The 16,336-nt window shown below is 71.2% G+C and carries 10 protein-coding genes; all 10 read right to left on the bottom strand.

What is annotated here, in order from left to right; all coding sequences use genetic code 11:
• Positions 1-25: 25 nt before the first annotated feature.
• Complete coding sequence (locus AB0D10_RS12090) at positions 26-1,345, bottom strand: serpin family protein (protein WP_360254613.1); 1,320 nt, start codon at positions 1,343-1,345, stop codon at positions 26-28.
• An 81-nt stretch (positions 1,346-1,426) separates the two neighbouring features.
• Entirely contained in the window at positions 1,427-2,425 is a 999-nt protein-coding gene (locus tag AB0D10_RS12085) for an ADP-ribosylglycohydrolase family protein (protein ID WP_360254611.1), read from the bottom strand.
• A 29-nt stretch (positions 2,426-2,454) separates the two neighbouring features.
• Positions 2,455-3,669: a cytochrome P450 gene (locus tag AB0D10_RS12080; RefSeq protein ID WP_360254609.1), complete on the bottom strand. Its 1,215-nt coding sequence runs from the start codon at positions 3,667-3,669 to the stop codon at positions 2,455-2,457.
• Between the two features lie 143 nt (positions 3,670-3,812).
• The gene (locus tag AB0D10_RS12075; protein WP_360254607.1) at positions 3,813-4,553 is read right to left on the bottom strand and encodes an NAD-dependent deacylase; all 741 of its coding nucleotides are present in this window, start codon (positions 4,551-4,553) and stop codon (positions 3,813-3,815) included.
• A 176-nt stretch (positions 4,554-4,729) separates the two neighbouring features.
• A complete protein-coding gene (locus AB0D10_RS12070) occupies positions 4,730-5,401 on the bottom strand; it encodes a hypothetical protein (RefSeq protein ID WP_360254605.1) in 672 nt (223 codons plus the stop codon).
• Between the two features lie 212 nt (positions 5,402-5,613).
• Complete coding sequence (locus AB0D10_RS12065) at positions 5,614-6,294, bottom strand: response regulator transcription factor (protein ID WP_360254603.1); 681 nt, start codon at positions 6,292-6,294, stop codon at positions 5,614-5,616.
• Positions 6,291-7,478 (bottom strand): sensor histidine kinase, encoded by a 1,188-nt coding sequence (locus AB0D10_RS12060; RefSeq protein ID WP_360254601.1) that lies wholly within the window; start codon positions 7,476-7,478, stop codon positions 6,291-6,293. Before AB0D10_RS12060 ends, AB0D10_RS12065 begins: the two co-directional genes overlap by 4 nt.
• Positions 7,479-7,560: 82 nt before the next feature.
• Complete coding sequence (locus tag AB0D10_RS12055; RefSeq protein ID WP_360254599.1) at positions 7,561-8,235, bottom strand: DUF4097 family beta strand repeat-containing protein; 675 nt, start codon at positions 8,233-8,235, stop codon at positions 7,561-7,563.
• 260 nt (positions 8,236-8,495) lie between these two features.
• Positions 8,496-12,389 carry a DNA-directed RNA polymerase subunit beta' gene (locus AB0D10_RS12050; protein ID WP_360254597.1) on the bottom strand — a complete coding sequence of 1,298 codons (3,894 nt, stop codon included), beginning with the start codon at positions 12,387-12,389 and terminating at the stop codon, positions 8,496-8,498.
• Between the two features lie 100 nt (positions 12,390-12,489).
• Positions 12,490-15,966: a DNA-directed RNA polymerase subunit beta gene (rpoB, locus tag AB0D10_RS12045; protein ID WP_360254595.1), complete on the bottom strand. Its 3,477-nt coding sequence runs from the start codon at positions 15,964-15,966 to the stop codon at positions 12,490-12,492.
• Between the last annotated feature and the right edge of the window lie 370 nt (positions 15,967-16,336).

Raw genomic sequence — 16,336 nt, 5'->3', positions numbered from 1 at the left:
GCGCGGCACCCGGCCGGCCCGGTGACTACCGCGCCGCGGGGTCGGCGACCTGACCCAGGAACAGCGGCCGCCCGCCGTGGGTGTCCCTGATCAGGAACAGGAACGGCCGGTCGATGTGCAGCTGGGCGGTCTGGTCCTGGGCCGGCGCGGCCGCTGCGGCGACCCCGACGCCGCTGCCCGCGGCCGCGACCGTGCCGTCCTCGTCGACCTCGACGGTGGCCTTCTGCACCACGGTGCTGACGGCGAGCGGTTCCTTGGCGATGCCGCTGAGGTCGGCCCGGTCGAAGACCGCGTTCACGCCGAGCGAGCGCAGCGCCGGGGTGAGCTCGTTGGACGTGTCGAAGTGGAAGCGCGGAAGCTGCAGGTCGACGCGCCGCTCGGCGAGGGCACCGAGGATCCGGTCGAGCTGGGGCTGGTCCAGGCCCTTGTCGAAGGCCGCGAAGCCGCCCTGCGCGGGGACGATCAGGTCCATCACCAACCCGCCGTCCGCGTACGGGAGTTCGATGGCCTGCCAGGGTTCGCCGACGATCCCGCCGGAGCCCTCGGCGTACTTGAACTCGCCGGTCTGGCTCATCGAGGGGACGGCCGGGGCGGAGCCGTCGAGCTTGTGGAACGGGCGGTCGGCGGTCTGTGCGGGCTTGAACGCGGAGGCCCACTTGGCCTTGAGGTAGAGCGCGTCGGTGAGCACCAGCCGGGTGGCCGGGGTGATGGTGTTCGGAGCGAAGAGGTCCTTGATCCGGCCCTCGGTGGCCTTCTCCACGGCCGCGTTGACGCTCTTGCGCGAGCCCTCCGGGTCCTTGGCGAAGTCGACGGGGTGCACGCCGGTGTCGAAGGCGGCGGCCAGGGTGGCCAGGTAGTCCGGCTGCACCGGGAAGCCCTGCTGGGTCCAGAGGTCGTCGCTCTGGCGCAGGGTGAGTCCGCCGGCGGAGGGGGTCCCGCGGTTCAGCGCGCCGCTGGCGAGGGCGTACTGCTGCGGGGTGAGTTCGGTGTGCAGGGCCTTGGCGAGCTCGTCGGCGGTGGCGCCGCGGGCGCCGGGCAGCAGCATGGCGAGCACGGTGGCCAGGCCGGACGGGGAGACGACGAGGTTGCGGCCGGCGGCGTCGGGCCGCGCGCTGAGGGTGTGCAGGAGGTCGAGGCCGAAGGCGTCGGTGGCGGTCGCGGTCGCGGCCACCTCGGCCGGGTCGGCCGCCGGGCGGCTCGCGGGCGCCGAGGCCCGGAGCTCCGCGGGCGCGGCGACTCCCTTGCTGCCGCACCCGGCGAGCAGTGGTGCGGCGAGCGCGGCGGCGAGGAGCAGCGCCGCCGGACGACGGGGTGGACGACGGGTTCCGGTGCTGCGGTTCGTCATGGCCCTTCGACGCGCGACCCCGCGGACCGGTTCCCCGGCGCCCGCCGGCCGGCTGTCCCGCCCGTCCCCGACCGCTTCCGCTCAGTCCCAGAGCGCTCCGAGCTCCAGCAGCTCGTCCCGGTGCTCGATCCGCTCCACCCACTCGGCGGGCCAGACCGTCTCGCCGTGGTGGGCGCCCGCGAAGGCGCCGGTCAGGCAGGCGAGGGAGTCGGAGTCGCCGCTGGAGTAGGCGGCCCGGCGGACGGCGGCCACCGGGTCGTCCGGCAGCAGCAGGAAGCAGAGCAGGCCGGTGCCGAAGGCCTCCTCGGCGACCCAGCCCTCGCCGGTGGCCAGGCAGGGGTCGGCCTCCGGGTCCGGGGCGGCGAGCGCGGCGTCCAGCTGGTCGAGCACCGCCAGGCAGTCGTCCCAGCCGCGGGCGATGACGGCCTGCGGCGAGGGGCCGTACCAGTGGGCGGCGAGGTCGCCGAGCCAGAACTCGTCGTACCGTTCCCGGCTCGCCAGCGCGTACGCCCGCAGCACCGCGGGCAAGCCGGCCGGCGACAGGCCCTCGGCGAGCTTGCGGACGGCGTACGCGGTCAGGTCGCTGGCGGCGAGCGCGGTGGGGTGGCCGTGGGTGAGTGCGGACTGCAGCTGGGCGGCGCCGGCGAGCTGTCGGGCGTCCAGTTCGCGGACCAGCCCGATCGGGGCGACCCGCATGTTGGCGCCGCAGCCCTTGGAGCCGACGTCGCTCGCCTGCTGCCAGCGGACCCCGGCGTGGCTCAGCCGTTCGCAGGAGCGCAGGCAGGTCATGCCGGGGGCGCGGTTGTTCTCCGGGGAGCGCCACCAGTCGACGAACTCCTCGCGGACGGGCCGTTCCAGGCGCAGCGGGGTCAGCGGCCCGCGCGCCAGGGCGGTGCGCAGGCCTCGGCCGAGGGCAAGCGTCATCTGGGTGTCGTCGGTGACCAACGCCCTGGCGGGCAGCGGGAGCCGCCGCCAGTCCGGATGGTCGGCGGCGATCGCCTCGACGGTCCTGAACTCCGTCACCCGGCCGATCGCGTCCCCGATCGCCAGCCCCAGCAGTGCTCCTGTCGCCTTGCCCACGGCCCTTCCCCCTGTTCTCCGTCGCCCCGTCAGACCTCGACCGGCAGTTCTTTGAGCCCTCGGATCACGTAGCCCGGGTTCCACTCGGGCTCGCGGACGAGCCGCAGGCCCGGGGCCCGGCGCAGCAGGGCGCCGTAGGACTCGGTGAGTTCCAGTCTGGCAAGCGGGGCGCCCAGACAGAAATGGATTCCGGCGCCGAAGGTGACGTGCGGGTTGTCGGTGCGGCCGAGGTCGAGGCGGTCGGGGTCGGCGAAGCGCTCGGGGTCTCGGTTGGCGGAGCCGAAGAGCAGGGCGATCTCGGAGCCGCGCGGGATGGTGACGCCGCGGACCTCGATGTCGTCCAGGACCCAGCGTTCGAACATCTGCAGCGGGGTGTCCCAGCGCATCAGTTCCTCGATCGCGGTGGGCAGCAGCTCGTCCACCGAGCCGCGCAGCCGGGCGAGTTCACCAGGGTTGCGGAACAGCGCCCACCAGCCGTTGCCGGTGGTGTTGACGGTCGCCTCGTGGCCGGCGTTGAGCAGCAGCACGCAGGTGGAGACCATTTCCTGCTCGCTGAGCGCGTCGGAGCCCTCCTGGGCCCGGATGAGCGCGCTGATCAGGTCCTCGCCCGGTTCCGACCGGCGCTCGCGGATCAGGGCGCGCAGGTAGTCGGAGAACTCGGTGCTCGCGGCGACGGCCCGGCGGGCGGTCTCCTCGGTCGGGTTGAGTTCGAACATCCCGGTGATGTCGGCGGACCACGGCCGCAGCAGGTGCCGGTCTCCCTCCGGGACGCCGAGCATCTCGGCGATCACGGCGACCGGCAGCGGCTCGGCGACGGTGGTGATCAGGTCGCCGCCGCCGGCCGCGAGCAGGTCGTCGACCAGCTCGCCGGCCAGGCGCCGGACGGTCGGGCGCAGGCCCTCGACCATGCGCGGGGTGAAGGCCTTGGAGACCAGCCGGCGGATCCGGGTGTGGTCGGGCGCCTCCAGGTCGAGCAGGCCGTGGTCGTTCAGGGTGTGGAAGGGCTCGTGCGCCGGGTCGGGCTCGGGGCGGCCGAACTCCGCGTGGCTGAAGCGGTGGGTGTAGGTGCGGCCGAGCCGTCGGTCGCGCAGCAGCGCGCTGACGTCCTCGTGGCGCGAGACGAGCCACTGGTTCGTCGGCTCGAAGTACGTCACCGGTGCGTGGGCGCGCAGCTCGGCGTACGCGTCGTACGGGTGGGCCACGAACGCCGCCGACCAGGGGTCGAACTTCGCCGTCGTCGTCATCGGTCGATCACTCCAGGCCGTGAGGGGGAGCCGGAATGATCATCGTACGCAGGCGGTCCGTCCGTGGATAAGACCCTTCCCGCCCTTGCCCGTTCCCCCGCCCCGCCTCCTCGGCCCCCGGCCACTCGGCCCGCTCGGCCCGCTCAGGCGCGCTCCGTCACCAGCCGCCGCACCAGCTTGGGCAGCGCCTCCGAGATCGGCTCCCGGATCACCTCGTCCGCCGCCTCGTCGTACGGCGTCGGCTCGGCGTTCAGGATGATCAGCCGCGCCCCGGTCTTCACCGCGTTGTACGGCAGCGCCGCCACCGGGAACACCTGCAGGCTGGTGCCGACCGCGACGAAGACGTCGCAGGCCCGCGCGATCGAGTCGGCCTGCCCGAGCACCTCCGGGTCCAGGTTCTCGCCGAACATCACCGTCCGCGGCTTGAGGATCCCCCCGCACTCCCGGCACGCCGGGTCCGGCTCGCCCGCCTCGACCCGCGCCAGCGCGTCCGCCATCGAGCCGACCACCCGGCAGCGCAGGCACTGCACCTCCCGTGCGGTGCCGTGCAGTTCGAGCACCTTGCGGCCGCTCAGCCCGGCCGCCTGGTGCAGCCCGTCCACGTTCTGGGTGAGCACCCGCAGCGGCAGCCCGGAGCGCTCCAGGTCGACCAGCGCGCGGTGCCCGGCGTTCGGCTCGGCGGCCAGCGCGCCCGTCTCCAGCCGCATCCGCCAGGCCCGCCGCCGGATCTCCGGATCCTCCCGGTACGGCCCGATGGTGACCAGCTCCTGCGCCGACGGGTCCTTCTGCCACAACCCCTGCGGGCCGCGGTAGTCGGGGATGCCGGAATCGGTCGAGATGCCCGCGCCGGTGAGCACGGCGATCAGGGGACGCTTCGCGTTCATGCCCGGACGCTACGGCCACGGGCCCTCCCCCGGCCACCGAAAATCCGGGTACGGCCGCGGGCACGCCCGCCTCGTCCGGCGCGAGCCGGGGCCGCCGTTCACCGCGCGCGGGCCGGGCTGCCGTTCACCCGGCGCGGTCCGGTGTTCCGGACGGGCCGAGCGGCGTCGCGCCGCGGTCAGACGAGCACCGGCCGCGGTGCGGACGCCGGGCGGGCGAGCGGGGCCAGCGCGACCAGGTAGCAGGCGGCGGCGAGCGGGATGAGGGCCAGGTCGACCCCCGAGGCGAGGGTGCCGAGCAGCACCAGCACCGGGCTCCACCAGCGCAGCGTCCGGGAGCGGCCGACCGCGGCGGCGGTCAGCAGCGCCAGCAGGCCGACGTAGAAGAGCAGCGGGCCGACCTGGTAGACGGCCGGCAGGACTCCGGGGACGTCCTGCACCCGGTCGAACAGCCGCGCCTGCTCGGCCTTGTCCGCCGCCGCGAGGCCGACGACCAGGTCGATCCCGATCTGCGCCAGCGAGCAGAGCAGCCCCGCGAAGGCGGTCGCCGTCGCCGCGCCGGCCGCGATCCGCCCGGCCGTGCCGTGCGGGGCGAGCTTGCGGCGCAGGGCGAGGAAGACCGGGGCGAAGAGGAGCAGTCCGGCGAACATCGCGGTGTGGCCGGCCGTCCAGCCGAGGCCCGGTTCGCGGGAGCCCGGCACCAGGCGGATGCCGCCGTAGAGGGCCATCAGGGCGGGGGCGCCCACGACGGCGAGCGGGGTGACGCGGGTGAGGTCCGCGGTGCGGGCGGGCCGGGCGGCGCGACCGGTGCGGGTGGTTCGGGTGGCCTGGGCGGTGCGGGTGGCGTTCATCTGACGATCTCCAGTGGTGTGGGCCTGTCCGACACCCCAGAGCCTCCCGGTCCGGGCTCTCCTCGCGGATCGCCCGCACCGGCGAACTCCCGGCCTCCCCCGCACGAGGGAGCCCGCCGCCGCGCGGGAGCCCGCACACCCCGAACCTCACACCCCGAACCTCACGCCCCGGCCCCGGGCCTCAGGACTCCCGCCCACAGGACCCCCGGCGCTCAGGACTCCCCCACCACCACCGCGCCCGCCTCGTACGCGAACACCACCGCGTGCACCCGGTCCCGCAGCCCGAGCTTGCCCAGCACATTGCTGACGTGCGTCTTCACCGTGTGCTCGCTGACCACCAGCTCGGCCGCGATCTCAGCGTTGGACAGCCCGCGCGCGATCAGCCGCAGCGTCTCCTGCTCGCGCAGGGTCAGCTGCTCCAGCAGCTTGGACGGCGGACGCACCGCCCGCTCCGGCGCCCCCGGCCGCCGGGCGGCGAACTCGCCGATCAGCCGCCTGGTCACCGAGGGAGCGAGCAGCGCCTCCCCCGAGGCGACCATGCGCACCCCGTGCGCCAGGTCGTCCCGCCGGACGTCCTTCAGCAGGAAGCCGCTGGCCCCCGCATACAGCGCGTCGAAGACGTAGTCGTCGATGTCGAAGGTGGTCAGCATGATCACCTTGGTGGACGGGAACTCCGCGCACACCCGGCGGGCGGCCTCCAGCCCGTCCATCACCGGCATCCGGACGTCCAGCAGCAGCACGTCGGGGCCGTGCGCGCGGACCGCTTCCACCGCCTCGGCGCCGTCGGCCGCCTCGGCCACCACCTCGATGTCCGGCTGCGCGTCCAGGATCATCCCGAACCCGGCCCGCACCAGCTCCTGGTCGTCCGCGACGACCACCCGAATCGGCGTCATCCGCCCACCCCTTCCGCTCTTCCGCCCGCCTGCAGCGGCAGCCGGGCGCTCACCACGAAACCCCTGCCCTCCGGTCCCGGACCGGCCTCGGCCCGCCCGCCGCAGGCCGCCGCCCGCTCCCGGATGCCGACCAGCCCGCGCCCACCGGACCAGCCGACCACCGCACGGCCGGCCGTCGGCGGCACCCCGCGGCCGTTGTCGGAGACCACGACCTCCAGCACCTCCCCGGTCCGCCGGACCCGGACCGCCGCCCGGTCGGCCCCGGCGTGCTTGACCGTGTTGGTCAGCGCCTCCTGCACGATCCGGTACGCCGCAGCTTCCACGTCGGCGGGCAACCCGCCCTTCCCGTCGGGGAGTTCGATCTCGACCCGCAGGCCGGCCCCGCGCACCCGCTCGGCCACGTCGGCGAGTTCGGCCAGCCGGGGCTGCGGCGCCAGCTGCCGGCCCGCCTCCGGATCCTTCAACACGCCGAGCACCCTCCGCAGTTGGACCATCGCGTCCCGGCCGGCGTCACCGATGGCGTCGAACGCGCGGATCGCCCGGTCCGGATCGCTGCGCACCACCACCGGCCCGGCCTCGGCCTGGATCACCATCAACGAGACGGCGTGCGCCAGGATGTCGTGCATCTCCCGGGCGATCCTGGCCCGCTCCTCCGCGACCGCCCGCGCCGCGTCACTCGCCGCCCGCTCACCGGCTTCCCGGGCCCGCTCCGCCTGCACCCGGGCCAACTGCCGCTGGGCACGCACCAGCGAGCCGAAGACGAAGGTGCCGACGGAGGTGACAAGGCTGAACAGCGCGCCGTTCGGCGAGTGGGTGCCGAGGACGTTGCCGGCCACCACCACGGCCAGCACGCTCCACCGCATCCGGTCCGAGGAGCGCTCCGCCACCGTGAACAGGGCGATCACCCCGGACAGCGGCACCTGGGGGTTCGCCGAGTGAGCCACGACCGAGATCACCAGCGCCGGCGCCGTCGCCAGCAGCAGCACCGTCAGCGGTCCCCGGCGTCGCCAGGGCAGCGGCAGGGCGGTCGTCACCGCGAGCAGGTAGATCCACCACGGCCGGGCCGTCTCATCCTGGGACACCGCCCACACCGCGACCCCGGCCGCGGCCACTGCCAGCAGCGGGTCCAGCACGTACGACCCCAGCCCGGCAGGCCGGTTCGACCGGCCCGACGCACGCTCCACCCCGCTACCTCCCCCGTAGCCGGGGACACCGCCCCCGCGGAGAAGATCATGCCCTACCGGCAGGGCCTCCGGCACGGCCCGGTCAGGCACCGCTGACCGTCACACCGCCGGTCTCCGCCCGGGCGGTGATGCTGCGCGCCGCCCCCTGCTGCGAGGGGATGCCCACGTCCACCCCGCCGACCGAGGCGTGCGCGTCCACCGCGTACGCCTCCCCGGTCGGCACCGTGACCCGCACGCCGCCGTTCGAGGTCGTCGCCTCCACCTTCGACGGCGCGGCCGCGAAGTCGGCCCGCACCCCGCCGTTCACCGCGGTCAGCTTCGCCCGCGGGGAGGTCAGCCCGCTCGCCTCGACCCCGCCGTTCTTGACGTCCGCCTCCACCTCGGCGGCCAGCCCGGTCAGCTTGATGCCGCCGTTGGTCTCCTTCACCCGCACCTTGGTCCCGGCCGGCACCTGCACGGTGTACCCGATCCCGCAGTGGTCGCAGTCGTACGTCAGCCGGAGCACGCCGTCCTTGACCTCGTGCGTGCTCTTCGGCGCGTCCCCCCGGTAGTTCTGGTTCTCGACGACGTGCACGGCGTCACCGCCGCCGTTCACCACCACACCGCCGTTCTCCCCCTCGACCACCAGCTCCCTGACCGGCTCCGCCACCCCGTAGCCGACCGTCCGGTGCTCCTGGTCGTCCCCGACCGGCAGACAGCCCGACATCCCGGCCAGCACCCCCGCCGTGATCGCCATCGCGCCCAGTACCCGCTTCATCCCCGGCCCCCTTCGCAAGCCCGTCATCCCGACACCGAGAACCCTCCCCCGCCCGCGCCCTCCCCCACCTCCCTCCCCGGAGCGGTTCCTGCCCCTCCCCCGCACGGGTGAGCCGCCGGCCCGCCGCCCGCGGCTCGGAACCTGCGGCCCCGCGGCCCCGCGGCCCGGAAACGCCGCAGGGCGGCCACCCCGTGAGGGGTGACCGCCCTGCGATCAGTGACCTGGGCCACTCCTGCCCGATGACGGGCGAGGAGGGGGACTCAGCCGGTGTACGGGCCGTAGTCGTAGTCGTCCAGCGGAACGGCCTGGCCGGAGCCGGCGCCGAAGGGCGACAGGTCGTAGTCGTCGTAGCCGACGGCCGAGTACATCGCGGCCTTGGCCTCTTCGGTCGGCTCGACCCGGATGTTGCGGTAGCGGGGCAGACCCGTACCGGCCGGGATGAGCTTACCGAGGATGACGTTCTCCTTGAGGCCCAGCAGCGGGTCCGACTTGGCGTGGATCGCCGCGTCGGTGAGGACCCGGGTCGTCTCCTGGAAGGAGGCGGCCGACAGCCAGGACTCGGTGGCCAGCGAGGCCTTGGTGATACCCATCAGCTGCGGACGGCCGGAGGCGGGGTGACCGCCCTCGGCGACCACACGACGGTTCTCGGTCTCGAAGCGGCCGCGCTCGACGAGCTCGCCCGGGAGCAGCTCGGCGTCGCCCGACTCGATGATCGTCACGCGGCGGAGCATCTGCCGGATGATGATCTCGATGTGCTTGTCGTGGATCGACACGCCCTGCGAGTTGTAGACCTTCTGGACCTCGGCGACCAGGTGGACCTGGACGGCACGCTGGCCCATGATGCGCAGGACGTCGTGCGGGTTGGTGGCACCCATGGTCAGCTTCTGGCCGACCTCGACCGCCTCGCCCTCGCTGACCAGCAGCTTCACACGCTTGGAGACCGGGTAGGCGATCTCGTCGCTGCCGTCGTCCGGGGTGATGACGATCTTGCGGGTCTTCTCGGTGTCCTCGATCCGCGCCCGGCCGGTGGCCTCCGAGATCGGGGCCACACCCTTGGGGGTACGGGCCTCGAAGAGCTCGACGACACGCGGCAGACCCTGGGTGATGTCGTCACCGGCCACACCACCGGTGTGGAAGGTACGCATCGTCAGCTGGGTACCGGGCTCACCGATGGACTGGGCGGCGATGATGCCGACCGCCTCACCGATGTCGACCAGCTTGCCGGTGGCCAGCGAACGCCCGTAGCACATGGCGCAGGTGCCGACGGCCGACTCACAGGTCAGGATCGAGCGGGTCTTGACCTCGCCGATGCCGTGGCGGATCAGCTCGTCGATCAGCACGTCACCGAGGTCGGTGTTCGCGGTGGCCAGCAGCTTGCCGTCGATGGTGATGTCTTCGGCGAGCATGCGGGCGTACACGCTGGTCTCGACGTCGTCGGCCTTGCGCAGCACGCCGTCCGCACCCACGGAGCCGATCGCCAGCTTCAGGCCGCGCTCGGTGCCGCAGTCCTCCTCGCGAATGATGACGTCCTGGGAGACGTCGACCAGACGACGGGTGAGGTAGCCGGAGTCGGCGGTACGGAGGGCGGTGTCGGCCAGACCCTTACGGGCACCGTGGGTGGAGATGAAGTACTCCAGCACGGTGAGACCCTCACGGAACGACGCCTTGATGGGTCGCGGGATGGTCTCGTTCTTGGCGTTCGACACCAGACCACGCATACCGGCGATCTGGCGCATCTGCATCATGTTTCCGCGAGCACCCGAGTCGACCATCATGAAGATGGGGTTCGTCTTCGGGAAGTTCACGTTCATGGCCTCGGCGACCTCGTTGGTCGCCTGGGTCCAGATGCCGATGAGCTCCTGCTTGCGCTCGTCGTTGGTGATCAGGCCGCGCTCGTACTGACGCTGGACCTTCTCCGCCTTCGCCTCGTAGCCCTCCAGGATCTGGGGCTTGTTCGGCGGGACGACGACGTCCGAGATCGAGACGGTGACACCCGAGCGGGTCGACCAGTGGAAGCCGGCCGCCTTCAGGTTGTCCAGGGTCGCCGCGACGACGACCTTGGGGTAGCGCTCCGCCAGGTCGTTGACGATCGCGGAGAGCTGCTTCTTGCCCACCTCGTAGTCGACGAACGGGTAGTCCTCGGGCAGCAGCTCGTTGAAGAGCGCGCGGCCCAGGGTGGTGGTCAGGCGGAAGGGCTCGCCCTCGTACCAGGTCGGCTGGCCGTCCTCGTCCACCGGAGCGGCCCAGCCGCGCGGCGGGACGGTGCCGGCCGGCAGGCGCAGCTCGATCGGGGCCTGGACGTCCAGGTCGCGGGCGTCGAAGGCCATAATCGCCTCGGCGGTCGACGAGAAGGTGCGGCCGGCGCCCTTCACGTTGTCGCGGTCCGAGGTGAGGAAGAACAGGCCCAGCACCATGTCCTGGGTCGGCATGGTGACGGGGCGACCGTCGGCCGGCTTCAGGATGTTGTTCGAGGACAGCATCAGGATGCGGGCCTCGGCCTGCGCCTCCGCGGAGAGCGGCAGGTGGACGGCCATCTGGTCACCGTCGAAGTCCGCGTTGAACGCGGTGCAGACGAGCGGGTGGATCTGGATGGCCTTGCCCTCGACCAGCTGCGGCTCGAAGGCCTGGATGCCGAGGCGGTGCAGGGTGGGCGCACGGTTCAGCAGGACCGGGTGCTCGGCGATGACCTCTTCGAGGACGTCCCACACGACCGGACGGGCGCGCTCGACCATGCGCTTGGCCGACTTGATGTTCTGCGCGTGGTTCAGGTCGACCAGGCGCTTCATCACGAACGGCTTGAAGAGCTCCAGCGCCATGGCCTTCGGCAGACCGCACTGGTGCAGCTTGAGCTGCGGGCCGACGACGATGACCGAACGGGCCGAGTAGTCGACTCGCTTGCCGAGCAGGTTCTGACGGAAACGACCCTGCTTGCCCTTCAGCATGTCGCTGAGGGACTTCAGCGGGCGGTTGCCCGGGCCGGTGACCGGACGGCCGCGGCGGCCGTTGTCGAACAGCGCGTCGACAGCCTCCTGGAGCATGCGCTTCTCGTTGTTCACGATGATCTCGGGGGCACCGAGGTCGAGGAGGCGCTTCAGGCGGTTGTTGCGGTTGATCACGCGGCGGTACAGGTCGTTCAGGTCGGAGGTCGCGAAGCGGCCACCGTCCAGCTGCACCATCGGACGCAGGTCCGGCGGGATGACCGGGACGCAGTCCAGCACCATGCCGTTGGGCTTGTTGGTGGTCTGCAGGAACGCGGAGACGACCTTGAGGCGCTTCAGCGCACGGGTCTTCTTCTGGCCCTTGCCAGTGCGGATGATCTCGCGCAGGCGCTCGGACTCCTCCGCCAGGTCGAAGTTCTCGAGGCGGTCCTTGAGGGCCGCCGCGCCCATCGAGCCGGAGAAGTAGGTGCCGAAGCGGTCGCGCAGCTCGCGGTAGAGCAGCTCGTCGCCCTCCAGGTCCTGGACCTTGAGGTTCTTGAAGCGGGCCCACACCTCGTCGAGGCGGTCGAGCTCGCGCTGCGCGCGGTCGCGCAGCTGCTTCATCTCGCGCTCGGCGCCCTCGCGCACCTTGCGGCGCACGTCGGCCTTGGCGCCCTCGGCCTCCAGCTCGGCCAGGTCGGTCTCGGCCTTCTTGGCACGGCCTTCGAGGTCGGAGTCGCGGCGGTTCTCGATCTGCTGGCGCTCGACCGAGACGTGCGCCTCCAGGGACGGCAGGTCGCGCTGGCGGCGCTCGTCGTCGACCCAGGTGATCATGTAGGCGGCGAAGTAGATGACCTTCTCGAGGTCCTTCGGCGCCAGGTCCAGCAGGTAGCCCAGACGGGACGGGACACCCTTGAAGTACCAGATGTGGGTGACCGGGGCGGCCAGCTCGATGTGGCCCATCCGCTCGCGGCGCACCTTGGCGCGGGTCACCTCGACGCCGCAGCGCTCACAGATGATGCCCTTGAAGCGGACGCGCTTGTACTTGCCGCAGTAGCACTCCCAGTCCCGGGTGGGGCCGAAGATCTTCTCGCAGAAGAGCCCGTCCTTTTCCGGCTTCAGGGTGCGGTAGTTGATGGTCTCCGGCTTCTTGACCTCGCCGTGCGACCACTGGCGGATGTCGTCGGCGGTGGCCAGGCCGATGCGGAGCTCGTCGAAGAAGTTGACGTCAAGCACTGGTCGTCAAGCCCTCTTTCGTAAGTCGAGAGTCGTTCATGTGGTCTGAGGGGGGCCTGGGGGCGGGCCGGCCGCGGTCGTGCGGCCGGCCCGGCCTCCGTCAGACCTCTTCGACGCTGCTCGGCTCGCGCCGGGACAGGTCGATGCCGAGCTCCTCGGCGGCGCGGAACACGTCCTCGTCGGAGTCCCGCATCTCGATGGACTGGCCGTCCGAGGACAGCACCTCCACGTTGAGGCAGAGCGACTGCATTTCCTTGATGAGGACCTTGAAGGACTCGGGAATGCCGGGCTCGGGGATGTTCTCGCCCTTGACGATGGCCTCGTAGACCTTCACGCGGCCGAGCACGTCGTCGGACTTGATGGTGAGCAGCTCCTGCAGCGCGTAGGCCGCGCCGTACGCCTCAAGGGCCCACACCTCCATCTCACCGAAGCGCTGACCACCGAACTGCGCCTTACCACCGAGCGGCTGCTGGGTGATCATCGAGTACGGACCGGTCGAACGGGCGTGCAGCTTGTCGTCGACCAGGTGGTGCAGCTTGAGGATGTACATGTAGCCGACCGAGACCGGCATCGGGAACGGCTCGCCGGAGCGGCCGTCGAACAGCCGGGCCTTGCCGGTGGAGTTCACCAGGCGCTCACCGTCACGGGTGAGGGTGGTGTTGTCCAGCAGGCCGGTGATCTCGTCCTCGCGGGCGCCGTCGAAGACCGGGGTGGCGAGGTTGGTGCCACCGTCGACCTGGTCGGCGCCGATCGCCTGCAGGCGCTGGGCCCACTCGTCGGCGAGGCCGGAGACGTCCCAGCCCTGCTTGGCGAGCCACCCGAGGTGGATCTCCAGGACCTGTCCCGGGTTCATTCGGGACGGGACGCCCAGCGGGTTGAGGATGATGTCGACCGGGGTGCCGTCCTCCAGGAACGGCATGTCCTCGACCGGCAGGATCTTGGAGATGACGCCCTTGTTGCCGTGACGGCCGGCGAGCTTGTCACCGTTGGTGATCTTGCGCTTCTGGGCCACGTAGACGCGGACCAGCTGGTTGACGCCCGGGGGCAGCTCGTCGCCCTCTTCGCGGTCGAAGACGCGGACGCCGATGACCTTGCCGGACTCACCGTGCGGCACCTTCAGCGAGGTGTCGCGGACCTCACGGGCCTTCTCACCGAAGATCGCGCGGAGCAGGCGCTCCTCGGGGGTCAGCTCGGTCTCGCCCTTCGGGGTGACCTTGCCGACCAGGATGTCGCCGGTGACGACATCGGCGCCGATGCGGATGATGCCGCGCTCGTCGAGGTCGGCGAGGACCTCCTCGGAGACGTTCGGGATGTCCCGGGTGATCTCCTCGGGGCCGAGCTTGGTGTCACGGGCGTCGACCTCGTGCTCCTCGATGTGGATCGAGGAGAGGACGTCGTCCTGCACGAGGCGCTGCGACAGGATGATCGCGTCCTCGTAGTTGTGACCCTCCCACGACATGAACGCCACGAGCAGGTTCTTGCCGAGGGCCATCTCGCCCTCGTCGGTGCAGGGGCCGTCGGCCAGCACCTGGTTGACCTCGACCCGGGCGCCCTCGTCCACGAGCACCTTCTGGTTGAAGGCGGTGCCCTGGTTGGAGCGGGTGAACTTGGCGGCGCGGTACGTGGTGTACGTGCCGTCGTCGTTGGCCACGGTGACGTAGTCGGCCGAGACCTCCTGGACGACACCGGCCTTCTCGGCGGTGATGACGTCGGCGGCGTCGACGGCGCAGCGGTACTCCATGCCGGTGCCGACCAGCGGGGCCTCGCTCTTCAGCAGCGGCACCGCCTGACGCATCATGTTCGAGCCCATGAGCGCGCGGTTGGCGTCGTCGTGCTCGAGGAACGGGATCATGGCGGTCGCGACCGACACCATCTGGCGCGGCGAGACGTCCATGTAGTCGATCTCGGAGCCCGGGATGTAGTCGATCTCGCCGCCACGGCGGCGGACGAGGACACGCGGCTCGGCGAAGGTCAGCTCCGCCGTCAGCGGGGCGTTCGCCTGCGCGATGACGTAGCGGTCCTCCTCGTCGGCGGTCAGGTAGTCCACCTGCTCGGTGACCACACCGTCGACGACCTTGCGGTACGGGGTCTCGATGAAGCCGAAGGCGTTGACCCGGCCGTACGAGGCCAGCGACCCGATCAGACCGATGTTCGGGCCTTCGGGGGTCTCGATCGGACACATGCGGCCGTAGTGCGAGGGGTGCACGTCACGGACCTCGAAGCCGGCGCGCTCACGGGAGAGACCGCCGGGGCCGAGGGCGGACAGACGACGCTTGTGGGTCAGGCCCGACAGCGGGTTCGTCTGGTCCATGAACTGCGACAGCTGGCTGGTGCCGAAGAACTCCTTGATGGAGGCGACGACCGGCCGGATGTTGATCAGGGTCTGCGGCGTGATCGCCTCGACGTCCTGGGTGGTCATGCGCTCGCGCACGACGCGCTCCATACGGGCGAGACCCGTACGGACCTGGTTCTGGATGAGCTCGCCGACGTTGCGCAGGCGGCGGTTGCCGAAGTGGTCGATGTCGTCGACCTCGACCACGATGTCGCGGCCCTCGCCGTCACGCCACTCGGTCTCGCCCGCGTGCAGCTTCACCAGGTACTTGATCGCACCGATGATGTCGGGCTCGGTGAGCACGCCGGAGTCCAGCGACTCGGCGTTGCCCAGCTTGCGGTTGACCTTGTAGCGGCCGACCTTCGCGAGGTCGTAGCGCTTCGGGTTGAAGTAGAGGTTCTCGAGCAGGGTCTGCGCGGCCTCACGCGTCGGCGGCTCGCCCGGACGCAGCTTGCGGTAGATGTCCAGCAGCGCGTCGTCCTGGCCCTGGGTGTGGTCCTTCTCCAGGGTGGCGCGCATCGACTCGTACTCGCCGAACTCCTCGAGAATCATCTCGTTGGTCCAGCCGAGCGCCTTGAGCAGCACGGTGACGGACTGCTTGCGCTTGCGGTCGATGCGGACGCCGACCATGTCGCGCTTGTCGATCTCCATCTCCAGCCAGGCACCACGCGAGGGGATGACCTTGCAGGAGTAGATGTCCTTGTCGGACACCTTGTCCAGGGTGGAGTCGAAGTACACACCCGGGGAGCGGACCAGCTGCGAGACGACGACACGCTCGGTGCCGTTGATCACGAACGTGCCCTTGTGGGTCATGAGCGGGAAGTCGCCCATGAAGACCGTCTGAGACTTGATCTCACCGGTCTCGTTGTTGGTGAACTCAGCCGTGACGAAGAGCGGGGCCGCGAACGTGAAGTCGCGGTCCTTGCACTCGTCAATGGAGTTCTTCGGCGGCTCGAAACGGTGGTCGCGGAAGGTCAGGGACATCGACCCGCTGAAGTCCTCGATCGGGGAGATCTCCTCGAAGATCTCCTCCAGACCGGACTTGGTGGGGACGTCCTGACCACTCTCCAGCGCCGCCTCGACCCGGGACTTCCAGGCCGCGTTGCCGAGCAGCCAGTCAAAGCTCTCGGTCTGCAGGGCCAGGAGGTTCGGGACCTCGAGGGGCTCCTTGATCTTCGCGAACGAGACGCGGAGCGGGGCGGTGGATGCGGCGGAATTGTTCGAGGCGTTGCGCGGCGCGGCCAAGAGGGGGGTCCTTCCGAGGGCTCGGAGCTCACTACGCGCGTACCAGCCGGGCCTGCTTGGGCTTGGTCCCGCCTCCATCGCCACCGGCCTCCGCCGGGGTCGAAACCCCAGGTCAGAGCCGCTTTGCGGAGGCGATGCCAGACCCCTTCAGGGCAACGCAAACTCCGGGCGACGAGTCACGGAGCAGCTAACAGGCAGCGCAAAGGGACAGTGTAGCCAAAGGCCACACTGCTGTCCAGCTCTGATTCGGAGACCGAATCGGAGACTCCTCCCGGTAGCCGGGGAGCGCGGACGCCCACCGGGTACTGCTCTAACTCACGTGGAGTCATTTCCCGCCGGAGCCACTGGTTATGCATCCAGCAGCGGACCA

Origin of the sequence: Kitasatospora sp. NPDC048545 (assembly GCF_040651155.1) — a bacterium.
Classification (GTDB): Bacteria; Actinomycetota; Actinomycetes; order Streptomycetales; family Streptomycetaceae; genus Kitasatospora.
This window is presented reverse-complemented; position numbering and strand designations above follow the sequence as displayed.